At 64.0% G+C, this 25046-nt stretch carries 23 protein-coding genes; 3 read left to right on the top strand and 20 right to left on the bottom strand.

Annotated elements, in window-relative coordinates:
* Positions 1 to 10: 10 nt before the first annotated feature.
* From YUA_RS0122570 to YUA_RS0122540, 7 genes are read right to left on the bottom strand one after another with little or no spacing between them, the layout of a single operon-like run.
* A complete protein-coding gene (locus YUA_RS0122570) occupies positions 11 to 1048 on the bottom strand; it encodes a tagatose 1,6-diphosphate aldolase (protein WP_027532741.1) in 1038 nt (345 codons plus the stop codon).
* Positions 1045 to 1998, bottom strand: coding sequence for a sugar kinase (locus YUA_RS0122565; RefSeq protein ID WP_027532740.1), 954 nt, complete (start codon positions 1996 to 1998; stop codon positions 1045 to 1047). Before YUA_RS0122565 ends, YUA_RS0122570 begins: the two co-directional genes overlap by 4 nt.
* On the bottom strand, positions 1995 to 3068 hold the full coding sequence (locus tag YUA_RS0122560) for an ABC transporter ATP-binding protein (RefSeq protein WP_027532739.1): 1074 nt from the start codon (positions 3066 to 3068) through the stop codon (positions 1995 to 1997). The genes YUA_RS0122565 and YUA_RS0122560 overlap by 4 nt, the downstream gene beginning before the upstream one ends.
* Positions 3069 to 3074: 6 nt before the next feature.
* Entirely contained in the window at positions 3075 to 4079 is a 1005-nt protein-coding gene (locus YUA_RS0122555; protein ID WP_027532738.1) for a zinc-binding dehydrogenase, read from the bottom strand.
* Between the two features lie 8 nt (positions 4080 to 4087).
* Entirely contained in the window at positions 4088 to 4915 is an 828-nt protein-coding gene (locus YUA_RS0122550; protein WP_027532737.1) for a carbohydrate ABC transporter permease, read from the bottom strand.
* Between the two features lie 4 nt (positions 4916 to 4919).
* Entirely contained in the window at positions 4920 to 5807 is an 888-nt protein-coding gene (locus YUA_RS0122545) for a carbohydrate ABC transporter permease (protein WP_035971469.1), read from the bottom strand.
* Between the two features lie 57 nt (positions 5808 to 5864).
* Positions 5865 to 7166: an ABC transporter substrate-binding protein gene (locus YUA_RS0122540; protein WP_027532735.1), complete on the bottom strand. Its 1302-nt coding sequence runs from the start codon at positions 7164 to 7166 to the stop codon at positions 5865 to 5867.
* Positions 7167 to 7335: 169 nt separating this feature from the next.
* Here YUA_RS0122540 and YUA_RS0122535 point away from each other — a divergent pair, with 169 nt between their 5' ends.
* A complete protein-coding gene (locus YUA_RS0122535; protein WP_027532734.1) occupies positions 7336 to 8376 on the top strand; it encodes a LacI family DNA-binding transcriptional regulator in 1041 nt (346 codons plus the stop codon).
* A 9-nt stretch (positions 8377 to 8385) separates the two neighbouring features.
* Complete coding sequence (locus YUA_RS0122530; RefSeq protein ID WP_027532733.1) at positions 8386 to 9120, top strand: SDR family NAD(P)-dependent oxidoreductase; 735 nt, start codon at positions 8386 to 8388, stop codon at positions 9118 to 9120.
* Positions 9121 to 9683: 563 nt separating this feature from the next.
* Here YUA_RS0122530 and YUA_RS0122525 read toward each other — a convergent pair.
* From YUA_RS0122525 to YUA_RS48535, 7 genes are read right to left on the bottom strand one after another with little or no spacing between them, the layout of a single operon-like run.
* Positions 9684 to 10145, bottom strand: coding sequence for a Zn-ribbon domain-containing OB-fold protein (locus YUA_RS0122525; RefSeq protein ID WP_027532732.1), 462 nt, complete (start codon positions 10143 to 10145; stop codon positions 9684 to 9686).
* On the bottom strand, positions 10142 to 11338 hold the full coding sequence (locus YUA_RS0122520; RefSeq protein WP_027532731.1) for an acetyl-CoA acetyltransferase: 1197 nt from the start codon (positions 11336 to 11338) through the stop codon (positions 10142 to 10144). The genes YUA_RS0122525 and YUA_RS0122520 overlap by 4 nt, the downstream gene beginning before the upstream one ends.
* On the bottom strand, positions 11335 to 12624 hold the full coding sequence (locus tag YUA_RS44745) for a CaiB/BaiF CoA-transferase family protein (protein WP_051383335.1): 1290 nt from the start codon (positions 12622 to 12624) through the stop codon (positions 11335 to 11337). The genes YUA_RS0122520 and YUA_RS44745 overlap by 4 nt, the downstream gene beginning before the upstream one ends.
* A 53-nt stretch (positions 12625 to 12677) precedes the next feature.
* Positions 12678 to 13901: an ABC transporter substrate-binding protein gene (locus YUA_RS0122510; protein WP_027532730.1), complete on the bottom strand. Its 1224-nt coding sequence runs from the start codon at positions 13899 to 13901 to the stop codon at positions 12678 to 12680.
* 31 nt (positions 13902 to 13932) lie between these two features.
* Positions 13933 to 14895: a PDR/VanB family oxidoreductase gene (locus YUA_RS0122505; protein ID WP_027532729.1), complete on the bottom strand. Its 963-nt coding sequence runs from the start codon at positions 14893 to 14895 to the stop codon at positions 13933 to 13935.
* A gap of 34 nt (positions 14896 to 14929) precedes the next feature.
* Entirely contained in the window at positions 14930 to 16249 is a 1320-nt protein-coding gene (locus YUA_RS0122500) for a Rieske 2Fe-2S domain-containing protein (RefSeq protein WP_027532728.1), read from the bottom strand.
* On the bottom strand, positions 16227 to 16595 hold the full coding sequence (locus YUA_RS48535; RefSeq protein ID WP_084292783.1) for a hypothetical protein: 369 nt from the start codon (positions 16593 to 16595) through the stop codon (positions 16227 to 16229). The genes YUA_RS0122500 and YUA_RS48535 overlap by 23 nt, the downstream gene beginning before the upstream one ends.
* A 204-nt stretch (positions 16596 to 16799) precedes the next feature.
* On the opposite strand from YUA_RS48535, the gene YUA_RS0122490 reads away from it, so the two are divergent.
* The gene (locus YUA_RS0122490) at positions 16800 to 17288 is read left to right on the top strand and encodes a MarR family winged helix-turn-helix transcriptional regulator (protein WP_027532726.1); all 489 of its coding nucleotides are present in this window, start codon (positions 16800 to 16802) and stop codon (positions 17286 to 17288) included.
* A 45-nt stretch (positions 17289 to 17333) separates the two neighbouring features.
* Here YUA_RS0122490 and YUA_RS0122485 read toward each other — a convergent pair whose 3' ends face one another.
* The 6 genes from YUA_RS0122485 to YUA_RS44740 form a co-directional block, all read right to left on the bottom strand.
* Positions 17334 to 18569, bottom strand: a complete 1236-nt coding sequence (locus YUA_RS0122485; protein ID WP_027532725.1) for a cytochrome P450 — start codon at positions 18567 to 18569, stop codon at positions 17334 to 17336.
* 31 nt (positions 18570 to 18600) lie between these two features.
* Entirely contained in the window at positions 18601 to 19734 is a 1134-nt protein-coding gene (locus YUA_RS0122480) for an NAD(P)-dependent alcohol dehydrogenase (RefSeq protein WP_027532724.1), read from the bottom strand.
* Between the two features lie 30 nt (positions 19735 to 19764).
* Complete coding sequence (locus tag YUA_RS0122475; protein ID WP_027532723.1) at positions 19765 to 20973, bottom strand: CaiB/BaiF CoA-transferase family protein; 1209 nt, start codon at positions 20971 to 20973, stop codon at positions 19765 to 19767.
* A gap of 8 nt (positions 20974 to 20981) precedes the next feature.
* Positions 20982 to 23222, bottom strand: a complete 2241-nt coding sequence (locus YUA_RS0122470; protein WP_027532722.1) for an acyl-CoA dehydrogenase — start codon at positions 23220 to 23222, stop codon at positions 20982 to 20984.
* Between the two features lie 9 nt (positions 23223 to 23231).
* Positions 23232 to 24041, bottom strand: a complete 810-nt coding sequence (locus tag YUA_RS0122465) for an enoyl-CoA hydratase/isomerase family protein (RefSeq protein WP_027532721.1) — start codon at positions 24039 to 24041, stop codon at positions 23232 to 23234.
* Positions 24042 to 24103: 62 nt separating this feature from the next.
* Positions 24104 to 25024, bottom strand: coding sequence for a FadR/GntR family transcriptional regulator (locus tag YUA_RS44740; RefSeq protein ID WP_198029486.1), 921 nt, complete (start codon positions 25022 to 25024; stop codon positions 24104 to 24106).
* Positions 25025 to 25046 lie beyond the last annotated feature (22 nt).

Raw genomic sequence — 25046 nt, 5'->3', positions numbered from 1 at the left:
CGCCATCACCTCAATAAGCGCGCGCGAAGTCACCTTCTTGCTTGATGTCGTTGAACACTGGAAAGCGCGGCTTCCACGGCCTGCCCTTGCCGGTAGTGAGCTCGTTGAGCCGCCCCAGCACGCCGAGACCATCCTTGCGCAGGCTTGCCGAAACTGCGGCGCGGTCCGGAAAGTTCTTCAGGACGGCGTCGAGCCAGATCGTGCGGCCGGCAAGGAAGCCGCTCGCGCCTGCTGCATAGGAATAGTCGAGCACTCGCTCGAACTCCTCGGGCGCGGCACCGCCCGACAGCAGCACCCAAGGGATGCCGCGTTCGCGACAAATATCGCCGATCGCGTCGAACTCCTTCTGTGCGGCCTTCGCTTCCGCGCTGCCGTCGCGAGCTGGCAGGCTGTTGGCCGCAAGCGGGCTCTCCAGCTTGAGCAGATCGACGCCGTAGTCGGGCTTGGCAAATTCCCGCACGCTCTCGACGACGAGAGCGGGGAGCTTACCGGGCGATTCCACGTAGTCGGCGGTGTGATTGGCGCTGCCCAGGAACGGATAGACCAGCAGCTCGAGCACATATGGAATGTCGTGGCGGGCGCAGTCCTCGCCGATCTCGCGCACGAACGTCTTCTGGTGCTCATTGACCGCAGCATCGGCATCCGGCCGGTACCAGGCCAGCACTTTGACAGCGTCGCCGCTCATGGCGCGGATCTTCTCCACGCTCCAATTGGTGATCGCGCGCGACTTGCGGCCGCCGGCGGTCTCCTCGACGCGATGTTCTTCCAATGTCATGATCAGGCCGCAGCGGGGCGGCAGCAGATCGATCGCGGCGGGCACGGCGAAATTCGGATCGAACAGCATCGAGCTGCAATGCGGTGCGAGATTCTCGACGAGCAGACGCTTGGCCGCCGTGACGTCCGAATATTCGACCTGCTCCCGCGTGATGCCTTTGGCCTTGGCGATGGCATCGAACAGTGGCGGCCGCTGATCCAGCGCGACCATGCGAAAGTGGCCATCCGCGTCAGCAAGCCGTGCCAGGCCGCGGTTCTTTCCAATCGTTCTCATGGCTTCGTCCTCATGAATGCAAGACACTCGTTGATTTCAGGGATTCCGTTGCGGCCGCCGGCGTGACGGCATTTCATCGCGGCTGCCGCCGCCGAAAACGCCATGGCGGCCCGCACATCGAGGCCGGCACCGATTGCCAGCGCATAGGCGCCGTGGAAGACGTCGCCCGCGCCCGTCGTGTCGACCACGTCGACGGCATAGGCGGCCTGCCGGTGTAACCGGCCGTTCTCGCACCAGCTGACGCCGCCCTCGCCGCGCGAAACGGCGACAACGCGGCAACCGAAGCGCACGAGCGCTGCCAGAGAGTCATCACTGGCTGAGCCGGCAAAGGCCGCGAGCGCGGGCTCGGAGAAGATCGCATGATCGGTCAGCGGCAGCAGCCGCTCGAACACCTCGGCATCGGCCATATCACCATCGAACACCGTGGGAATGCCGCGCCTGCGCCCTTCGCTGAACAGCGTCGCGGCACCCTCGACCCAGCGCGGATCCGCCAGCACAGCAGATGCGCGCGCAACCGCTTCGAGCGGAAGCCAGTCTGCGGCTTCAGGATAGAGGCCGCGAAAGTTGACTATCTGGCGTTCGCCAGAGCTGTCGACGATGATCCCGGAGACCGACGAGCGGCCGTCGGCAAACAGCCGGAAGTTCTCGACATCGACACCTTCAGCGGTGAAAGCCGACTTCATCTCGTGACCGGCGGCATCAGCCCCTGCCCGCCCCCAGAACGCGACGGATGCGCCAAGCTTTGCCACCGCGACGCTCGCATTGGCCGCCATGCCGCCACCGAGTGTGCCGTAGCCGGTGGCCTTGATCTTCTCGCTTTGACCCGCGAACAGATGATCGACACGCCAGACCTGGTCGAGCGCGGACAGGCCGAGGCAAATCACATGCACAGGCTTCGCCTTGACGTCCGCCAGCGCCGAAAGATCGGCGATGTTGCCCGACGCGCTCACCGCAAGACCTGCCCGTTGGACGCATCGAACAAATGCATCTTGCCGGGCTGTGGACGCAAGCTGAGGCGATCGCCGACCTTCGGCCGCAGCGCCGGATCGACGCGCGCAATGGCAGACGCGTCAGCAAGATCGAAGTGGATCAGCGTATCCGAGCCGAGCGGCTCGACCAGCCTGACGTTGATGGCGATGCCGTCGACGGCATCCGCTGCCACGGCAAAATGTTCGGGACGAATGCCAAGCACGGCATTGCCAACCTGCCGCAGGCGACCTGCAGTTTCGCTGTCGAGCGGCACCACCGTCCCGCCTTGCGGCAGGATTGAGCGATCACCATGCCATTCGACCTGGAAGAAATTCATGGCGGGCGATCCGATGAAGCCGGCAACGAACTGGTTGGCGGGCCGCTCGTAGACGGTCTCCGGCGTGTCGTACTGCTGAATCGTGCCGCTCTGGAGCACCACGATCCGGTCGGCCATGGTCATGGCCTCGATCTGGTCGTGGGTCACGAAGACCATGGTAGTCTTGAGCTGCTGCGACAGTGCCTTGATCTCGGCCCGCACCTGCCCGCGCAGCTTGGCGTCGAGATTGGACAGCGGCTCGTCGAACAGGAATGCCTTGGGATTGCGCACGATGGCGCGACCCATGGCGACACGCTGCCGCTGCCCGCCGGACAGCTCCTTCGGCTTGCGGTCGAGGTAAGATTCGATGTGCAAGAGCGCGGCGGCGCGCTTCACGCGGGCGTCGATCTCCGCCTTCGGCACTCCACGCAGCTCCAGCGCAAACGACATGTTGTCGTAGACCTTCATGTGCGGATAGAGCGCGTAGTCCTGGAACACCATCGCGATATCGCGTTGGGCGGCCTGCACGCCGTTGACGCGCTTGTCGCCGATATAGAGGTCTCCCGACGAGATCGGCTCGAGGCCGGCGATGATACGCAGCAGGGTCGACTTGCCGCAGCCGGACGGGCCGACAAACACGACGAACTCATGGTCCGCGATCTCCAGATTGAGGTCCGGGATCACGGTGAAATTGCCGTAGCGTTTGACGAGATTGCGGATCGAGATCGAAGCCATAATCGTTTAATCCAACGCTAGAACGGGCTTGATCAGCTCACCCTTGGCGAAGCGGGCGAAATTTTCGGGCAGCGCCGACAGGCCGAACTCACCATCGACGAGGACGCGGTATTCATCCTTGTACTTGCGCAGCAACTCGACGTTCGGCTCGAAATCCGCGACCGGAAAATAGAAGGTCCGGATCATGTAAAAATCCTTGCGGCGGAACACCTTGCCTTCCTCGATGGTCCAGGGCGCGGCGTTCTCGCCGACCAGCACCAGCGCCCCGCGGGGCAGCACCAGTTCGATGCCGAGATTGCGCGCCGCATGGGCGCCGGAGCATTCCATGATGAGCGCGAAGCGCTTGGAGGTGTCGCCGACGGGGTGCGCCTTCGCGCCGAAGGACTGCGCGATTCTGAGGCGGGCGGCGTTGGGATCGGCGACATGGACGTCGTCGTAGCCGAGCGCGCGGAGCGCCAGCACGACGCCGAGGCCGACAGGCCCGGCCCCCGTGACGAGAACCGGCTCCGACTCGGCCGGCGGGACCACGCGGCTGACGAAGCGCACGGCGTGGGCAGATGTGCCGATGGTGTCGAGCAGCAGCGGCGCCAGGCTGTCCTCGATATCATCAGGCACCGGCAGCAGGCAGTTCTCCGGCACCGGCACGTATTCGGCATAGCCGCCCGGCCGGTTCCAGCCGATCAGGCAGGAGACTTCCAGGCACATCTGGGTATCGCCGCGCCTGCAGGCAGCGCAGTGGTCGCAATGCAGGGGAATGTAGACGGCGCAGCGCCGGCCATGCAGTGGGTAACCGGGCTGCTCGACCACGCCAAAAATCTCATGGCCGGCGGTGAACTCGGCGCCTTTGTGCCAGAGCTTGAAGTCCGAGCCGCACAGCGCCGTGCGTGAGACCCGCACGAGCACCTCGCCGGTGCTGATTTCGGGCATTGCCACACGCTCGATGGTGATGCGATCGTTGCCGTGGAAAACCGCGGCCTGCATGATCGAATTCGGACGGGGGGATACGTTCATCGGATACCTTAGCCTTTCACCGCGCCAAGCGTCAGTCCGGAGACCAGCCAGCGCTGGACCAGGGCCGCCAGCACCAGCGGCGGCAATGCGATCAGCGATGCAGCGGCCATGAGGGCGCCCCATTGCGTCGAGCCTTCGCCGATGAAGTTGAAGGCCGCTGCGATCAGCGTCTTGGTCTCGCCATTGGAGAGCACCAGCGCAAACAGGAAGTAGTTCCACGAGAAAACGAACGCCAGGATCGCCGAGACGGCGACGCCTGATGCCACCAGCGGCAGCGCAATGCGCCAGAGGATGCGCGTGACGCTGCAGCCGTCGACCTGCGCCGCTTCGAACACGCTGCGCGGAATGCCGTCGAACGACGGCAGCAACACCCAGATCACGATCGGCAACGTGATCACGGCATGGCTGAGGATCAGCGCGGTGTAGGACCCGATCAGTCCGACTTGCCGGAACATGACGTACCACGGCAGCAGGAACAGCGTGCCAGGCGCCATGCGCGCGGCAAGAGTCAGGATCGCCGGCCACGAGATACGCGTCCAGGACACGGCGAAGGCGGCGGGAATTCCAAACAGCAGTCCGAGCGCGGTTGAACCGACGGTGACGATCAGACTGTTAAGTGCGTAGCTCAGAAACGGCGTCGTCTTGGTCAGCTCGACGTAGTTGTCCAGCGTCGGCGTGAAGATCAGCGTCGGCGGATAGGCGGTGACTTCGAAGGATGGCTTGAACGAGGACAGCACCATCCAGACCGTCGGCGCCATGATGATCACACCGGCCAGCACGAGCTGCACCAGATTGAGCCGGCGTATCCAGCGGTCGGTGGTTATTGCATCGGTCATGACATCACCACGCCACCGCGCCGCGCAGGCGGTTGAAAGCGAGCACCGCGCCGAACACGATCGCCGTCAGCGTCAGCATCAGGGCGCTGGCATAACCGATGTTGAAGAATTCGAAGCCGACCCGGAAGCCATAGATGTTGAGCGTGTTCGAGGCGTTGCCCGGGCCGCCCTGGGTGGTGATGTAGATGATGTCGAAGAAGCGAAGGAGATCGACGCTGCGCAGGATCGCCGCGGTGACGATGGTCGGCAGCAGCAGCGGCAGCGTGATGCGCTGGAAGGTCTTGAATGCGGACGCGCCGTCGATCTGAGCGGCCTCGTAGACGCTGGAGGGCAACGATTGCAGTCCGCCCAGCACGATCAATGCGACGTACGGAGTCCACTGCCAGCTATCGATCAGCGCCACCGTCGGAATGACCCAGGTCGGCGATGCCAGCCAGTCCGATGGCGGCAGGCCCAACGACTGCAGGATGTAATTGGCGGCGCCAAGCGAGGGATCGAGGATCACGAGCCACATCATGCCGGCCACCACCGGCGGCATCATAAAGGGCGAGATGAACAGCGAGCGCACGATGCCCGGCAGGCGCTTGGCGTGAAACAGCACCAGCGCAAGCCAGACGCCGAAGACGAGCTGCAGCACCAGCGACAAAACGTAAAGCGCGATCGTGACCCACAGCCCGTGCCAGAACTCGACGTCGGACACCAGCTTCGAATAATTGGCGAGGCCCGCGAAGGACTGCTTGCCAGTCGAGGAAAAATTCTGGAAGCCGAGCCAGATCGTGTAGACGACCGGAAACGCGATCATCCCGACCGTGAAGATCACGGCCGGCGCCGAGAGCGCCGACATTTCCAGCTTCTGCCGGTCCTGCGTCAATGTCGCAGCCGTATCCGACATGCGTCCGTGTCCTTGAATCATGTGCCGGCCGGCGCGAAGCCAGCCGGCGCCAGGGCGTTATTTCTGCGCGATCAGGGCGTCGAGCTCCCTGTCGGCATCGGCGCAAGCCTGATCGAGGCTCTTCTGTTTCAGGATCAGATCCTGCACCGCCTGCCCGATGAACTCGCGCGATTGCGGGTTGGCGACGATGGGATAGCCGACCTCGGAGGATCCCTTCGTGGCCAGCACGTCGAGCGCCGCCTGCCATTCCTTCCGGACCGGCTCCTCGTCGATCCACTTGCGGTACTCGGGGTCGTTGGCGACGGACGGCCGCGGCGGGGCAATTCCCTGCAGCGCCATCTTCTTCTGCACTTCGGGGCTGGTTGCCCACTGCACGAAGTACCATGCCGCATCCGGCTGCTTGCTGTGCGAGGACACAGCCATGCCCCAGCCGATCGTGGTCGGCACCTGGCCGGCCTCGCCCGCCGGGAATGGCAAGAGGCCGGTGTCCTTGAGGCGCGCGCCGCCGTCCATCACGGTCCTCAGCTCGTTGGACGATTCGAACGCCATCGCGGCGCGGCCGCTGCGATAGAGTGCGGATATCTGCTGGAAGCTGTAATTGACAACACCGGGCGGTCCGAAGTCGCGCAGCAGGCGACTATAAGTGTCGAGCGCTTCCTTACTCTTGGCCGAGCAGAGGCTCGATTTGCCATTCGCGATGTAGCTGCCGCCGATATTGTGGAGCATGTTGCTGAAGGTGTAGGCGACCGCGGGCTTCAGGCCGCGCGAGACGAACGGCGTCACCGCGCTGTCGCAGCTCTTGATCTTTTCCGCTGCCGCCTCGACCTCCTTGATGGTCTTCGGAGCTTCGAGACCGCACTTCTTGAAGATATCGGTACGGTAATAGAGGATTGGCCCCTCGATGTTCATCGGCATGCTTGTCAGCTTGCCACCGAACGTCGCGGCCTTCAGCAGGGCCTGGCTCAACCCGCCGGGATCGTACTCCTTGGCAACCGCGCCCTTCGACATCGCCGTGAGATCGGCATACCAGCCGGAGGCGGCGAACTGCTCGCCCTCGCGCGAGGGCAGCGTCATGAATGCGTCGACTTCGTCGCTGTTCGCATTCATGACCGTGACCAGACGCTGGCGCATCTGCTGTTCCTGATAGCTGTCGACCTTCAGGGTCATGCCGGTCAGTTTCTCGAAATCGGCCTTGTAGGTCAGCAGCGCCTGCGACACCGGATTGTTGTTGGCGAGAAAAGTGACGGTCTTGCCCTTGAATTTCATCCAGTCGAAATCGGCGGCGTGCGCCTCCACACTGACGGCGGCAATCGCGAGAACCGGCAACGCGACGTACGTCGCGAGCATCCTGGCCTTCATCGAAATCTCCTCCCGGCTGACCGCCTTGAGTCGGCGGATCTCTTTGAAAACGGTTACATCCTAAGCATTAGCCTTGCCCTGTCAAGCGATGGACAAATCGCATAGTATAGGCCATTTTGCAGCGTAACCGCTGCTGGGCGGGGCTCACTTCGGAAATGTAACGTTACATATGTCGTTGCCAACAGCCAGATCCGAGAAGCAGGGCATCCGCGCCGTTGCGGCCCGCGCCGGAGTGTCGACGGCGTCTGTCTCGCGTGCACTCAACAATCCCGATGCGGTGAGCCCGTCCCTGCGCGCACGCATCGCGCAGGCAATCGATGCCGTCGGTTACATCCCGCATGCGCCGGCCCGCATTCTGTCGTCGCGACGTTCGCGCACGCTCGGCGCGATTGTGCCAACGATCGACAACACCATGTTCGCGCGCGGCATCGCCTCGTTGCAAAGATATCTTTCCTCGGTCGGCTACATGCTATTCCTCACCACGAGCGGATATGATCTCGACATCGAGCTGCAACAGGCCCGCAATCTGATCGGCCGCGGCGTCGATGGCCTGGTGCTGCGGGGCGATTGTCATCACGAAGGCCTGCGCAAGCTGCTCGCGGACAATGCGGTGCCGTTCATCAATGTCGGGATCTATCAACCGGACCGGCCCTACCCTTGCGTCGGAACGAACAACGAAGCCGCGGCCTATCGCGCGGCCGCGCATGTCATCGAACTTGGCCATCGCCGGATCGGAATCGTCTCGGCTCTCCAGCGCAACAACGATCGCGCCAGCGCGCGCGTCGCCGGCTTTCGTCGCGCGCTTGCGGAGAACGGTCTTGAACTCCCTTCCGAATGGCACGTCGAGGTGCCCTATACCCTGGACGACGCACGCGAGGCGGCCCGTTATCTGTTGAACCTCAAGAATCGTCCGACCGCCGTGGTCTGCGGCAATGACGTCATCGCTTATGGCGTATTGCTCGAGGCGGAACGCAGCGGTTTTTCGGTGCCGCGTGATCTATCGGTCGTTGGCTTCGACGATCTCGACTGGAGCCGCCATCTGCGGCCGAGCCTGACGACCATTCACGTGCCAACCGACGAGACCTGGCAACTGGCCGGAGAATATCTGGTGCGAAGCCTCGCGGGCGAACAGACCATCAAGCATCGCGAAATCGACTTTTCGCTGGTGGTCCGAGAGTCGACGGCTTCGCCTCCCACAATCCTGAAGTGAGATCCTCCGATGACTTCCAATTTTTCTCTCGCCGCCGGCTTCCATGCCGTCGTGATCGGTGGCTCCGGCGACATCGGCGCTGCAATCAGCAATCAATTCTGCGATCTTGGTGCGACGGTCACGGCAACGGGAGCGAATGAGGCTGATCTCGCACGCACTGTGCTCAAAGCCCGTGCCGGGCTCGAGCTCGCGAAACTGGATGTCACGGACGACGAAGCCGTGACGTCATTCGCCCGGCAGCACAACCGCGTCGACGCGCTGATCAATTGCGCCGGCATTCTTGCACGCGACAAGGAATTCGAGATCGAGACCTTCATGAAGGTGCTCGATATTAATCTCGCCGGCACGTTCCGGACCTGCATGGCATTCCGCCCCCTGCTGGCGGAAAGGAAGGGCTCAATCGTGAACATTGCCTCGATGAACGCGACGCTAGCTCTGCCACGGATTCCCGCCTACTGCGCCAGCAAGGGCGGCGTCGTGATGCTAACCAAGGCATTGGCCCTAGCGTGGGCCGGCGAAGGCATCCGCGTCAATGCCGTCGCGCCCGGCTACATCGAAACGGCGATCAACGCCGCAGGCCGAGCCGATCGCGCGCACTATCAGCGCATCGCGGACCGCACGGCATTCAAGCGGTGGGGTCAACCGTCAGAGGTTGCCGGTACCGTCGCGTTTCTCTGCATGCCGGCCTCGCAATACGCGACCGGAACGGTAATTGCCGTGGATGGCGGCTTCCTCGCGGGATGACGTTCCAACACAAAGCCCGACCTCGTCTGCGTTGCGCCAAAAGCCGCCGCTCTCAAACCAGAGGCCACGGCCAAGGCAGGTGAGGCCCTTCTGCACGCTCTGGTTCGCCGCAGTACTCCGTCAACCAAAACGCGTTGGAGTGCGGACCTCAAGCGGGTAAGATCTAAACCCACAACTCGCCTGATCGCCGAGCGAGAGTAAGTGTAAGTGGCCCACCCAAAACTACGCCAAAACGCGCAATAGCGCGCGATTGCGCTACCCACTCTATCATTTCGAACATCGCTTCGCCGTTGATCTACAAGCACAATTTTTCGGGTCTGACGGACAAATGCCGACGGTACAACCGCCTCAATTTTTCGGTCTTGAATTCACAGAAAAATTCGAACCGCGCTCAATGCTGGCCATTCCGCCAACTATCGGAGTCAATCGACTAATCAGGGCTGCCTGCGTAGCCAAGAGGGCCATGCCCCCACTAGTGCGGCGCCGCTTCAAATACCGTCAGAGCAGCGAATGCGACTCTCGCGCTCAGACACCTTAGGACCTGTTGAAAGCTGCGTCTCGCGTCAGCGGGCTGACGAAGGCCGCCAGTGCAGCAGCGAATACGGCCGCTCCGGATGCGGATGGTGCTCGAAAACGCCTTCCACGGCCGCGCCGATGTAAACTACTTGCGCGGGATCGCCGAGCAGGTTGCCGATCATCCTGACGCCGCTGGCGTGAGGGATTTCCACGAGCACGGCGAGATAGGGTCCATGCTGCCTCAGCGCGGCGTGCGAGGGATGCCAGACCCGCTCCCAGCTGAAGATCCGCCCGTGCGGCTCGATCTCCGTCCAGTCGGGATCGAGGGCATGGCACTGATGGCAGATCCATTCGGGGCCGAACTGCCATGTTGCGCAATGGCGGCAACGCTGCACCAGGAGACGGTTCTGGTGCAACCCCTGCCAGTAGGGCGCCGACAGACCGTCGGCCTCGGCGACCGGGATCGGCAGCCCCTGCGGAAGGTAGGTTTGGGTCGCCTCGCCGCTCACAGTGTCGCCTCCGAGCCGAGCAGGAGATTGCTGACCGGCGTGACCATGGGTCCGCCGATCACCATAGCCACATCATTGCGCCTCGCTTGGCTCGTGGACGTTCCGCGCACCTGGCGCACGGCCTCCAGCACGAGTTCGAACCCGTGCATGTAGCACTCGGCCAGATTGCCGCCGCTGGTGTTGAGCGGAAGGCGCCCCGATGGCGCAACGAGGTTGTCGAAGGCGAGATAGTCGTTCGCCTCCTCCGGCGCGAAGAAGCCGTGTTCCGCGAGCGCCATCACCACGCCGCCCGTGAAGTTCTCGTAGCACTGGACGACGCCGACGTCGGATGGACCGAGCCCAGCCATCGCATAGAGATCGGCCGCGACGGGTTCGAAGCCGGCGCTCGCGTAATGCGGCGAATTGTGCGGGATCGCGCCCGCGCGATATCCGGATCCGACGGCGGCCCCCAGCACATAGGCCGGCTTGTTGCGAAATTCTCCAGCACGCTCGGCTGGCACCAGCACGAGCCCGGCGGCGCCGTCGTTCTCCATGCAGCAATCGTAGAGATGAAACGGCTCCGCGATCCAGCGCGAGGCATCATACTTGGCCGGGTCCAGCGGCTTGCCGTACATGACGGCCCGCGGGTTGGCCTGCGCATGATGATAAGAGGCCAACGCGATTGCCCGCAGCGCCTCCTGACTTACGCCGCGCTCATGCATGTAGCGGCGCACGCGCATGGCGAAGCGCTGCGGCGGCGCCAGAATGCCGTAAGGCATCAGGTACGCCTTCTCGCCGGAAATCGTGTCGATGTTCGTCGTCTGCCCGAACCGGCCGTATTGCCCCTGCGCGAGCGAGCGGAACACGACGACGCAATCCGCAAGGCCCGCGACGATCGAGGCCGCCGCATTGGCGACGGCCGCACAGCAGCCTCCGCCTCCCCCGCCCCATTGCATGGTCGCGGCACGAAGGCGTCGCGTGCCGAGCGCGGCAGCAAGCCGGGACGCCTCGCTCCGCTCCTCGCTGTAGGAGGCGAAGCCATCGATGTCGCGCGGATCGATTCCGGCATCGCTGCACGCCGCCAGGATGGCCTTCAGCGCCAGCTTGAACTCCGGATCGGGCGATGCGCCGTGTCGGTAATAGTCGGTCTCGCCGATCCCCACGACGGCAACGCGGCCTCTGAGCGTGCGATCGGCGGACGCCTTTGCGCTCACGTCCGCCCCGCTTTCGCCGGCCCTGTCCCGGTCTCGCCGAAGGCGCCGGCCGCGGCGAGCCGCGCCAGGCGCGCATCGTCGTATCCCAGCAGTTCCTGCAGCACGGCCCCGGTATGCTGGCCGACCGCGGGGGCGGCCACGGGATCCACGATGGGCGTCGCGGAATAGCGGATCGGCAGGCTAACGTTCGGAATCCAGCCCAGCGTGTCATGCGGAATGCGGGTGACGAGACCGCGCTCCCGCGCTTCGGGTGACCGGATCGCCTCCCCGACCGCGCGCACCTGCCCGCAGGGAACGCCGGCCGCCCGCATCCGCGCCTGCCAATCGCTCCACGGCCGTTGCGCGAAAGCCTCGCCGAGGATCGCGAACAATCCGTCCCGCCGCCGGATGCGGTCGGGCCCGGTCGCATAGATCTCGGCCGCGGCCAGATCGGCGCGGTCGAGCACCTGCGACATCAGGCGCCGGAAGATCTTGTCGTTTCCGCAATTGATATAAAAGGCGCAGTCCTGCGCCTGGAACACGCCCGAGGGACAGGTGTCGGGACTCGTGTTGCCGTGTCGCTGCGGATTCGCGCCGGTGAACAAATGCTGCATCGTGGCATAGCCGGTCATCAGCACGGCATTGTCGAACAGCGACACCTCGACCGACTGTCCGAGCCCGCTGCGCTCACGAGCGACCAGCGCGCCGAGGATGGCGTTGCAGGCCATCATCGCCGTGCTGATGTCCATCACCGGCGACAGCGCCCGCACGCCCTCGCGGTCCGCATAGCCGTTCATGGACACAAACCCGCTCTCCACCTGCGCGATCGGATCGAAGCCGAGCCGGTCCGCGAAGGCCCCCTCGCGTCCATAGGCCGACACCGAGCAGTAGATGATGTCCGGCTTGATCGCGAGGCATGCCGCATAGTCGAGCCCGAACCGCTCCATGACCCCGGTGGAGAAATTCTCGACGACGACGTCCGCCGTCGCGATCAGGTCACGCACCACCGCCACACCCTCCGGCGACTTGAGGTCCAGGGCAACGCTCCGCTTGTTGCGGTTGGTCCAGACGAACGGCGCCCCGGCCTTGAGTTCGGGATGCACCGGCGGATACCGCCGAAGATCGTCGCCGCGGCCGGGCGCTTCGATCTTGATGACCTCGGCGCCCATATCGGCGAGAATCATCGTGGCGAACGGGCCCGCGATGAAATGAGAGAAATCCACGACCCGGATTCCCGCGAGCGCCCTCGGCGCATCGGATGGCCGCGGCGTGTAGGCGGGGAAGTCGGCTTCGATGTTGTCCAGCATGGTGCATCCATCAAGTTTGCGCGGCAGCACTGGCGACCTGATCGCAACCGGCGTCAATTGCCCCTGGCCTGCTCGACCAACGAACATCCGCCTTGGTCGATCGGGCGGAATGCCTCGGGTCCGCTCAGGACGCCGACATTGTCGAGAAGGTCCCATTTGCCTTTCGACGCCCTCGGCTCCTTCACCTTGAAGATGTACATGTTGTGGATGGCGCGGCCGTCCGCCCGCACCACGACCGGGCCGAACAGCGCGTCGTCGATGGGCTGCTCCTTGATCTTGCGGATGACCGCCTGCGCGTCGTTGGTTTCCGCGGCCAATGCGGCGTTCAGATAGGCCAGCACCGAGGAATAGACGCCGGCGTGAAACGCGGTCGGTGACTGATCATGCTGCCGTGCGCTGAACTTCGCCGACCAGACCCGGCTGGCCTCATTGAGGTCCCAATAGAACGGCTGGGTGATGATCAGTCCCTGCCCGACCGTAAGGCTGCTGGCCTCGACGTCGTTCGTCGTCGTCAGCATCGCGGCGAAGGTTCGGCCCTTCTGCTTCAAGCCAAACTCGGCGGACTGCTTGATCAGGCTGACGGTATCACCGCCGGCGGTAGCGAAAGCGATCACGTCGGCGCCGGAGGCATCTGCCTGCAGGATGAACGAGGCGTAGTCGGCATTGTTGATGGGAACGTTGACCGATCCGAGCACAGCACCGCCGCCCACATTGATGACGGACGTTCCGTCCCGCACCATGGACTTGCCGAGCGCATTGTCGGTGGCGATGAAGTACCATTTCTTGCCGCCATGACGGACCAGGTAGTTGCCGATCGCGTGCGACGCAGCCCAGGTGTCGAACGTCCACTGGATCGTATTGGGCGAGCAGTATTTCCCGGTCAGATCGGACGACGCCGCGCTGGAAGCGATCAGGGCCGCCTTGCCGCCGCGAACCACCTCATTGACGGCAAGGCCGACCGCGGAGTTCGGTACGTCGGCGACGGCGTCGACTTTCTCCTGTTCGATCCAGCGACGGGCGATGGCCGCCCCGACATCCGCCTTGTTCTGGTGATCCGCCGAGATGATCTCGACCTTGAAGTCGGGGTGCTGCGCCATGAAGTCCTCGGCCGCCATCTTCGCCGCCGTCACGGAGCCTTCACCGGCATTGTCGGAATAGGGACCCGACGCATCATTGAGGACGCCGATCTTCATGGTGCGCGTTGCGGCCGCCCATGCGGGCGAACCCAGGCCGACGAGGAGCAAGGCTATTCCGGCAACGCGTAAAGCGACTTTCATGTTTTCCACCCTGTTACGAACTTTTTTGTTGTTAGAGGTCCAGCACCAGCGTGCCCGACCTCGCGCCCGAGCAGCAAATCATCATCGTCTTGTTGGATGCCTGCTCGTCCTTGCTGAGAAACTGATCGCGATGATCCGGGATGCCTTCGAGTACGCGCGTTTCGCAGGTGCCGCAGATCCCCTCCGAGCAGGCATGGTTGGCCGCAATCCCGGCATCGAGCAGCGCTTCGAGGATCGTCTTGCCGGCTTCGATCGCAATCGTCCGGTTGCTGCGCGCGAGCCTCACCTCGAAACCGCCTGCGGTCGCGGGAGCTTCGGTCGCCTGGAAATACTCGAGGTGCACTTGATCGGCCGGACGACTGGCGGCCGCGGCTTCGAAGGCTTCGAGCATCGGCTGCGGCCCACAGCAATAGAGATGAGCCTGCGCCGGCGCTCGGTCGATGACGAACGCAAGATCGAACAGACGCCCGGAGCGCTGGTTGTCGAAGTCGAGGCGCACCTTCAAGCGTCCCTTCGCCGCGAGCACCTCGATCTCGTCGAGGAATGCCGCCGCGCGCGGCGCCCTTGCAGCATAGAACAGTTCGCAGGACCGCCCGAGGGCGTCGAGGCGACGGGCCATGGACAGCAACGGCGTGATGCCGATTCCGCCTGCGACGAGGACCGAATGCTCGGCATGTTCGCAGAGCGCAAAGTTGTTGCGGGGCCGCGACACCCTGACGATGTCGCCCGCCCTCAGATTGTCATGCAGGAAGCGTGAGCCACCCCGCCCGGCCGGGTCCTTGTTGATCGCGATCACATAGCGATGGCGCTCGCGCTGATCGTTGACCAACGAATAGCTGCGGACCATGCCGTTCGGCAGATGCACATCGATATGCCCACCGGCCGTGAAGGGATTGAGATCGCGGCCGGTCGGCGAGTTCAGTTCGTAGGAATTAATCCCATCCGCCTCGTAGCCGATGCGCTTGACGCGAACGTCGAACAAGCCATCGCTCATGGCGCGCGCCTCCGCGGGACTGCCATCGAAGGGCTCACATCTCGTATCCGAAATCGGCGCCGAGCTTGGCACGCATGAAGGGCGTGCCGACGTCGACCCACGAATCCTCCGGCGGCAGCCGCATCGACACTGCGCGGACCATGAACACGTCGGGGTCCGTCACGCCTTTCGGCTTGGTTCCGTGATCGCGATAGGCCCCGAGCGCCTCCAGGATGAAACGCCGGGTCATCGCGATGCCGGTGTCGCTCGAACAGAGATTTTCTCTGGTCCGGTCGAAGATCGGCGACACGCCGCTCTGGCAGGCTCCGTCCTGTACCCACAAGCCCGGCAGGCCCGAGAACCAGGTCGTCTGCTGCGCCTGGTAGTCGAACTGGAAGCCGTTCTGCGGATTATATTTCGTCCAATAGCCAGCATAAGGCACCGTCATCGGGTGCTCGACCAGCGCATGGCGGCTGGCATGCCCGCTCTCGCGACCATTGTGTCCTTCGGAGAAGACCCGCCGGGTTTTCGGCAGCAGGGGGTGCGAGGGGTGATATGAGAACATGATGCAGAGCGTGTTCTTATCGTCGATCGGCACCCAGGCATGGCCACTGAGATCCGGGAACGGCATCAATGGCGGGACCAGCGTGTAGAACGGCAGCATGAACTGGTTGACGCGCCAGTACAGCGTATTGGCATCGTAGTTGCGCCGCGCAGCGATGCTCATGCCGAAATCCTGCTTGATGCATTCGAACGTCGGACGCAGATCGCGTTTCTGGATCCAGGCGCTGGTCGAGCCCTGTGCATCCAGGCGCCCGTGCAGCAGCGGCGCGTGGGCGGAATCGATCTCACCTTCGACCGCCTGAAGCCAATTGCACTCCTGCACGCGCAGCGAGATATGCACCTGCTCCTGCGGCACCAGATTCCATTCGACGTTGGGCAGCGGCGGCAGATCAGCCTGATCTGGCCCCATATAGGTCCAGATCATCCCGTTGCGCTCCCGGCACGAATAGGCCTTGATCCTCACGCGCTCCTTAAGGCGGCTGCGGACCGGCTCGGCCGGCATATCCGTCGTGGCGCCCGTGACGTCGAACTTCCAGCCGTGGTAGACGCATCGCAGGCCGCAATCCTCGTTCCTCGCGAACACCATCGGCGCGCCGCGATGCGGACAGGCCTGATCGACCAGCCCGACGCGTCCCTCCGAATCCCTGAATGCGACAAGGTCCTCTCCGAGGAGCCTGATCCGCTTCGGCTGGCCATCTTTGGTCACATCCGCCGACGGAAGGAAGGGAATCCAATAGAGGCGGAACAGGTCTCCGAGCGGCGTGCCCTTGCCGACCCGGACGAGCCGTTCATTGTCTTCGTGTGAGAGCATGTGCTTTCTCCTTCAATGGGATCCCGTCACCGCCCTGCTCCGGTGCAGTGCCCAGGAGCGCCGCAACACGCGCCGACAGTCCGAGATCACGTGCGGTCCAGAGCGGATCCGCCGAAGCCAGTGGCTGCCGTGGTATGGGCGGCACTGCCCCCGACTCAACGAGGCTGACGATCGTCTCGATGCGGCACCGCTCGATATCTCGCAGGGCGTCCTCGACCACCGCGCCTTCCGCGCTGCAGCCGGGCAGTTCAGGATAGGTCAGACGTACGAGCCATCGACCGGGCTCGGTTTCGACCGCCTCGGCTTCGAGAAGATAGGGAATCGACAGCAGCTCGCGCAGATCCAAGCAGTCCCTCCCAGGCAGCGCAGTTCAGCGCCGTTAATTGATACGTATACGTACTATATGAGCGAATGGCTTGCAATAGCAAATCTGGTCTCGCCGGAATTTCTGGACGCAGCGCTCACTGGCGCCCATTCCGCCGTGGGGTTGAGAGCCACCGGACAAGCTGCTAACGCCTGAGCCGTTCTCGGAGATTTCAGGTCAACGACGATGTCAGGGCCCAAGGGAAAGAGTGCGAGCGCGGTGGAGATCGCGCGCAACTGGCGCCTAGAAGGGGGCGTTGGGTTTCTGCTTCGACTGCTCGAGGCCCGCTATGACCTGCTCTACCAGGACCTGACCGGACAGAGCGACATCACGCCACGACAGTTCGGCGTGTTGATCGCGCTCTATCAGGATGGTCCCCTCACCCCGTCCGCTCTCGCCGTGCGCATCAGCAGCGACCGCAACACGCTCAGCGAGATGCTCAAGCGCATGACCGGGCGCAAGCTGATCTCGAAACGAAGCAACGCGGAAGACCGGCGGTCGATCCAGGTCCAGATCACCGCCAAGGGTGAGGAAGCCCTTCTCGGAGTCATCCCCGCCGCGGCTGAGCTTCAGAACACCCTGCTTGCGCCCTTGACCAAGGAGGACCGCGTCCACTTCCTCAACTGCATGCTCGCGATCGCCAAGGCCGCCGCGCCCTCGTCCTCAGAGACCTGACCCCGTCCCTGCCTTCGAGGACGCGCACGCGCCGCAATGCTTCCCTTAGCGTTCCGAATAGCGGATCGGCAGGCGTTTCACGCCGCCGAGAAACGACGTTTCGGTCCACGCCGGCACGCCCGCGAGCTCGACCCGCTCGATCCTGCCGAGGAATTCGCGGAAGAAGGCCACGATCTCGGCCTTGGCGAAATGCCGTCCGATGCAGGCGTGAATGCCGAATCCGTAGCCGAGATGCCGATTGGGCGACCGATCGGGAATGAACTGAAAGGGCCGATCGAAGGCGTCCTCGTCCCGATTGCCCGACGGATAGCTGAGGAGGATGCTGTCGCCGGCCCTGATCGTCTTGCCGCGAATGTCGTAGTCGGCCGTGGCGGTGCGGAAGAAGTGTTTGACCGGAGATACCCAGCGCACCATCTCCTCCGCGGCGTCCGAAAGGAGCTCGGGTTCGCGCTGCAGGCGGGCCATGGTCTCGGGGTTCTCGATCAAGGCAAGCAGACCGCCGGCGATCGTCGCGCTCGTCGTGTCGTGTCCCGCGCTCGCGAGCGCGACATAGTACGAATAGGCTTCGAAATCCTCGATCGGCCGGCCATCGATCTCCGACGTTGCGATCACCGTCGCCACATCGTCCTGCGGGTTCTTCCGTCTCTCCCGCGCGACGTCCTTGAAATAGTCGACATAGGCGATCGTGGCGTCGATCAGGTCGGAGCCCTTCTGCATCTCCGGATCGCCGCCGCCGAAATAGGCTTGGGTGATCTTGAGCAGACGTTCCTCGTCGCTGCGCGGCAGGCCGAGGATGGTCATCAGGACCCGCAAAGGATAGTAGATCGCGATATCGTTGTAGAAATCGCACTGGTTGCCCATCGCCACGAGACGATCGACGCTCTCCTTCGCCAGCGCCGCCATACGCTCGGACAACGTCCGGATGTGCCGGGGCTGAAACCAGGCGTGGGTCAGTTTCTGATACTTGCCGTGATCGGGATTATCCATCTGCGGCAAGGCCCGGACCAGCATGGGCTTGCCGCTCATCGCCTCCCTCACCTTGCTCTCGAATTCGATGCTGAGAAGCTTCGTCCGCGGCGCATTGATGAAGCGATCGGCCTGGCGCTCGATCTCGATGATGTCGGCATGTCTCGTGATGGTCCAGAACGGACGGTACCCTTCAGGTTGCGTCCAATGGACCGGATCGCCTCGCCGCAACTCGCCGAAGAGCCGGTGCTGCAGTCCGACATTGCCGTAGGTTCTGTGATCGGCGATGGCATTATCCGTTGCGATGTCGAGCATCGTTCCTCCTCCCTGCTTGTTTTGTGTCTTGTTAAGCGCTTCCAATCTCCACCATGGTCAGAACGGGCTTGACCACGCGGCCGCTGTCGAGGTCGTCAACGGCCTCGTTGATCCTCGCGAGCGGGTAGGTCTTGACGAATTTGTCGAGCGGCAACCGGCCTTCGCGGAAGAAGCCGATCATGCGCGGAATGAACAGCTGGGGATTTGCATCGCCCTCGACCACGCCGCGGATGGAGATTCCCCGTCCGACCACCACGCTGGCTTCGGCCGCATACATCGTTCCCCGAGGTGGGGCCGCGACCTGCGCGCTGACGCCTCGCGCGCGCAGGCAATTGACCGAGCTTGCCACCGCCGCCGGTACGCCCGTCGTGTCGAGCGAGACATGCGCGCCGCCCTGCGTGAGCTCGGTGATCTCAGCCGCGGAATTCTCGGCACGGCCGGATATCGCATGCGTTGCACCCAGCTCGCGCGCGACGCGCAGGCGCTCCGGCACGACATCCACGGCGATGATGGTCGAGCAGCCGACGATCCGCGCGGCGATTATGGCGGACAGGCCCACCGCGCCAACGCCGAACACCGCGATCGAGGTTCCGGCCCGCGGCCGCAGCACGTTCATGACCGATCCCATGCCGGTCTGGATGCCGCATCCGAGCGGCGCAACAAGATCCAGCGGCAGATCGGCATCGACCTTGACAATGTTCCTGGTGGTGGCGATCGCATGGCTCGCGAAGGCTGATTGCGCGAAAAAATGACCGCCGAGGTCGCTCCCGCCCCGTGACAGCGCCGAGCCGCCCGACCTGTTTCCGAACAGGTTGATGGTGCGAAAGTGATCGCAATAGCCGAGGGCGCCGTCACTACAATTCGAGCACTCACCGCAGGAACCGAAGCTCATGAGCACGTGGTCGCCGGGGCGGAACGACGTCACGCCGGGGCGGAACGACGTCACGCCGGGGCCGACCTGTTCGATCACGCCCGCTCCTTCATGGCCCAGAACCTTGGGCATCTGCACCGGAATGTGCCCATACTTCACCGCCAGATCGGTGTGACAGATGCCGCACGCGTGCACCCTGACCAGGACTTCGCCACCGCGTGGGGCCGAGAGTTCGCAAGGGGCGATCTCGAAAGGATCGCGCGGCCCATTTGCTATCGCAGCGATGATCTTCATGGACGGTGCCCTCCGGCGCGCTAATGTGGACTAGCCCTTCAACCGGGCGCTGGCGCTTCCAAACGCTCCGGCGTCAGCGAGGCCGGCGATGGCCTCGCCCGACAGGCCGAGGACCCGGGACAGCAATTCGTCCCGGTGCGCACCGACCGCGGGGATCTCCCGCCGCATGGCGGTCGATCCTCCCGACATCTTCCAGGGCGCATTGACGCCAAGGAATTCCCCCGCACTATCCGCAATCGTCGCGAATGCGCCGCGCTGAAGGAGATGCGGGTCGGTCAACGCAGCTCCCGGATCGCGATATTCGGCACTGGGAACGCCGGCCTTGTCGAGGGCAGCCATGCACTCGCGCACCGTATTCTGTTCGGACCATTTTTCGACGACCTGCATCATCGCGGTCCAATTGGCCGCGCGGCCCGGCACCGTCTTGAAGCGCGGATCGTTCGCGAGATCGGCCTGCCCGGTCACCTCGCACAGCGCAGCGAAATTTCGCGGCGTGATCGGCGCAACCAGGATGTCGCCGTCGGAAGCCCGGACCGGACCATAGGCGGCGCGCGGCGCTTGCGGGGAGAACTGTGCTTCCTGCAATTCGTAGACGAGCAGGTTCAGCATGCAGTCCATCAGGGCAACATCAATCCGTTGGCCCGTCCCCGTCCGTGCGCGCTGGACCATGGCGGTCTGGATCGCCGAATAGCCGAAGATCCCCCCGAGAACGTCAGCGACGAAAACCGCCCCCGCCGCCGGCCGGTCGCGATCGCCCGCATACCGCATCAGCGAACGGTCGAAGCCACTCTCGGCGTGAACGATCATGGCATAGGCGGCGCGCTCCGCGGCCGGGCCCGTTTGGCCGTAGCCCGAGATCGAGCAGTAGATCAGGCGTGGATTGATCGCGCGCAACGCGTCGTAGCCGAGGCCCAGCCGGTCCATCACCCCCGGCCGGAAATTCTCGACCAGGATATCGGTCTCCTTGACCAGCCGGCGCACCAGTTCGATCGCCTCGGAATTTTTCAGATCGAGCGCAAGGCTGCGCTTGCCCGCATTGAGCTGGCCGAAATAAGCACTCTGCCCCTCCCGCAACGGGGCCCGCAGACGCATGTCGTCACCCTCGGGCGGCTCGATCTTGATGACCTCCGCGCCGGCATCGGCGAGCAGCCTCGCACAATACGGACCGGCCAGCATGATCGAGAAATCGAGCACGCGCACGCCCTCGAGCGGCAGATTCGTGGCCTCCTGCGCCTGCATGCTCACTCCTATCTTGGAAGCCCAAGCGCACGTTGCGCGATGAGGCTGCGCTGGATCTCGTTGGTGCCGATGCTGATCACCCACATCAGCGAATGACGCAGGTTCTGCTCGAAACGGCCATTGTCGATCGCCCCCGGCATCTGCTCCGACAGTGCCGCCCTCGTGCCGAGGATGTCGAGCGCCGCCTCGCCGAAACGCTCCATCAACTCCCCGGAGAAGACCTTGCTGATCGCGCCGTATTCCGGCGGCGTCATGCCGTCCGCGGCGAGCTCGGCGCAATGCATCATCAACTGACGCCCGATCTCGATCTCGGCGGCCAGCGTCGCCATCCTGTCGCGCACGATGGGATCGTCGCTGAGCGCCATTCCCGCAGCGTCCCTCTGCATGACGTGCCCGCGTAGCTGCTCGAAGGCGTGAGCGACCTTCAGGACGATGCCCCCGCCGACCAGCCCGCGCTCGAAGGCGAGCGCGCCGGTCAGGACTTTCCAGCCCCCGTTGATCTCGCCGACGAGGTTCTCCAGGGGAATACGGACATTGTCGTAGAAGATGTTGGCGAACGAGCCGTCATACATCGTAGTCGCCGGCCGGACCGTGATCCCCTCGGCGTTCATGGGTACGATGAACATGCTGATGCCGGCGTGCGGCGGCTCGGCATCCTTGTCGGTGCGCGCGGCCAGGAACATGTATTTGCCCCACCAGGTGGTGGTCCATATCTTCTGGCCGTTGATGACCCAGTGATCGCCATCGCGCACCGCGCTGGTCCGCAGCGCTGCGAGATCCGAGCCCGCCTGCGGTTCGCTGTAGCCCATCCCGTACATGGCCTCGCCGCGCAGGATTTCAGGCAGATAGCGTTGCTGCTGCTCGAGCGTTCCGAACATCATCACGGCATTGGCCTGGATCGCGGCGCCGATGCGCGGCGCTTCGCCGCGCTCCATCGTCTCCATGAACGCGATCTGCTCGAGCGGCGAACGGGCCTGGCCGCCGAACTGCCGGGACCAGCCAAGCCCGATCCAGCCGGTCTCGCCGATCTCGCGCGCGAACTCGGCATCGAACTCGCGTTTGGCGAAGGGTTTGCGATCGAATTCGGCCTTCCGGTCCCCCGACCAATGCTGCTCCAGCCAATCCATCACCTGCTCGCGCAGCGCGTTGCCGGCCGGACCAAGATCATGTTCAGGCAGGCCCGAACTGCCCGGCTCCAGCAATGAGGATGCCAGCCATTTTTTCGCCGGCGCCGCACCGCCCAGCATGATGGTGTCGAGATGCACCCGCTTGAAATGCCGCGGCGCCTCGTGCTCATCGGCATAACCGATCGCGCCGAACGCGTGATGCGTTTCCAGCGAGACGCGCCGCAACCCATCGCAGGCAAAGGCGATTGCCGCATGAGCGAAGTAGCGCCAATCGCGATTCCCGTGATCGTGAAGCCTGGCCGCATGATCCACGATCAGCCGCGCCCCTTCCAGGGCGATGAAGCCATTGGCGAGCTTGTGCTGAATGGCCTGGAACCGGCCGATCGGCTGACCGAATTGATGCCGCTCCTTGGCGTAATCGGTGGCAAGCTCGAAACCGCGCAGGGCGGCACCGTGCGCCCGCGCCATCAGCACCAGCTTTCCGCGAAGCAAGAGATCATCGAGAACGCCCGCCTCGATCGCGATGAGGCTGATCGGCGCCGAACTGAGACGTACTTCGCAAGCCCCCCAGGCGCCCATGGCACGCGTCGGGACAATTGCGACGCCGGCGGCATCCAGTGCCACGAGACCTAGGAGCGCATGGTCGATGGCAACAAGCAAGTGGGTGCAGCTGTCCGCCGCTTCCACGAGCAGGAGCACCCCGTCTGCCCTGCCGTCCCGAACCCGGATCGCGCCCGCGCCCGGAGCGGGGTCGAGCGCCCCAAACGAGAAGGCGAGCCGCGCCGCCCCGACGTGCAGGTTCTCCAGGCAGTCAGCGGCCAGTTCCGACCTCGCCGTCGAAAGCGCGAAATTGGCAAGCGCAGCCGACCACATAGGCGCCGGACACGCCGCACGCCCGAGCTCCGCGAGCACGACCGCGATCTCGCGCAAGCCCCCTTCCTCAGGAGCGGAGCCCAGACTGGCTACGCCCTGGCCAACCAGCTTGGCCCATATCGCTGCAACGTCTTTCGGCTCGGCGCCAAGCCTGAAGCAATCGGCATTCCACTGCTCGCCGAGAAACCCGCGCAGGGAGTCCCGGAGCATCTGCCTGACCTCGTCGTTGGGAAGCTCGGTGGTGTCCATGGAGCTAGACTAGCCCTGGCCAAACCTCGGCTTGCGCTTCTCCTTAAAAGACATCGTTGCTTCCTTGTGGTCGGCGGTTGCGAATGTCACCTGCTCGAGCGCCATCGAGGCTTCGAGCAGCATGTTCACCCGATCCTTGACGATCTGATTGATCGACAGCTTGGTCCAGCGAATGGCCCAGGTGGGGCCGTTCGCGAGCTCGATTGCGATCTCCCGCGCCTTGGCCAGCACCTCGGCCCTCGGTACGACGTGATTGACGAGGCCGATCCGCTCGGCCTCTTTACCCTTCAACAGGGTGCCCCGAATTAGGAATTCCTTGGCTTTGTTGATGCCGACGAGCAACGGCCAGATCACGGTGCCGCCGTCTCCCGCTACCAAGCCCACCCGCGACACATGGGTATCGCCGATGCGCGCATCCTCCGCCATGATAGTGATGTCACAGAGCAGCGCGTGGGTCGCGGCAAGGCCGATGGCATCGCCATTAATCGCGGCGATGATGGGCTTGTCGAGCTCGAGCTGGCGCGTCACGCCGCGGCGGCTGATCATGGGGTCATGAACCTCGCCCTCCTCCAGAACATCGCCGCCCGGCCGCTCCGACATCGCCTTGACGTCGCCACCGACGCTGAAGAACTCCCCGGCCCCGGTCAGCACCACGACATTGACGGCGTGGTCGTCGGCAAGATCGTCCCAGATCGTGCGGAGCTCCCGGATCAGCCTCTGATTGATGGCGTTGCGGGCCTGCGGCCGGTTCAAGGTCACCGTCGCGATCTTGTCGGCGACATCTACGGTCAGACACTCGTACTTTGCATATTGGGACACGTCTTTCCTCCATTCGTTTTTCTTGATTCAGTTCCGACGTTCGGCCGGGGCCTGCAATTCCGTCACTTCATGCCAGAATTGATCTCAGCCAGGGCGATCTGAAGCGACATGGCACCGGGATCCTGTTCGAGCATCTTCTGAACCGCACCCAGGTGGCTGCGCATCAACCGCGCCGCGGCGACTGCATTCCGCTCCCGCAGCGCCGCCAGGAACTGCCGGCGCCGCTCGCCCAGCCGCGTCATCGCAACCCCGCTGGACGCGACCTTGGCGTAGACGAACCGCATGTGGATTTCGGTGACCGCATCGGTGATCATGGCGATGACCTTGTTGCCACAAGCAAGGCCGAGCAATTTGTAGAACTCCCGCGCGCATTCAACCCGCTCCAGCAGCCGGCCCTCGCGGGTAAAGAGCTCCGTCCGTTCGACATTGGCCTGCAACGCGTCGAAATCCGCCTGCTGCGCGTTCGCGCAGGCAAGGCGCACGACGAGGTCGAGCACCTGTACGCGCGCTTCCGACAATTCGCGGATCGAGATCGTCCCAAGACTCAGCATGTCGCGCATGACCACATTCATGCGGCTGGTATCGCCCTCCTGGATGAAGGCGCCACCTTTGACTCCCTTCTGCAGCCGCAGCACGCCAGCCATCTCCAGGCTGCGAAGCGCTTCCCGAAGGACGTTGCGGCTCACGCCCAGCTGTTGCGCCAGATCGCGCTCCGGCGGCAGCTTGTCGCCCGGCTTGAGAGCTCCGCGCGCAAGCTGCTCGCGAATCCGGTCGCAAATTTCCTCGAACGCGCGCCGCGTGTGGATCGGGCGAAACGCCACAGGGGCCGGCGATCCCGCCATCCGATGATCAGAGGCTCGTTCGCGACGCGGGGATGGCGCGACGCGCGCGCTGCCGGTCTTGTGGGGGCTTGACTTGGTCGACATGGGATGAGTTATTAAATGGATCACCCATTCAATGGAAGCCCCTTTTTGGCCTCCCAACGAAAAAAACGACGGAGACGTT

It is taken from the genome of Bradyrhizobium sp. WSM3983, assembly GCF_000473045.1.
Lineage (GTDB): Bacteria > Pseudomonadota > Alphaproteobacteria > Rhizobiales > Xanthobacteraceae > Bradyrhizobium.
This window is presented reverse-complemented; position numbering and strand designations above follow the sequence as displayed.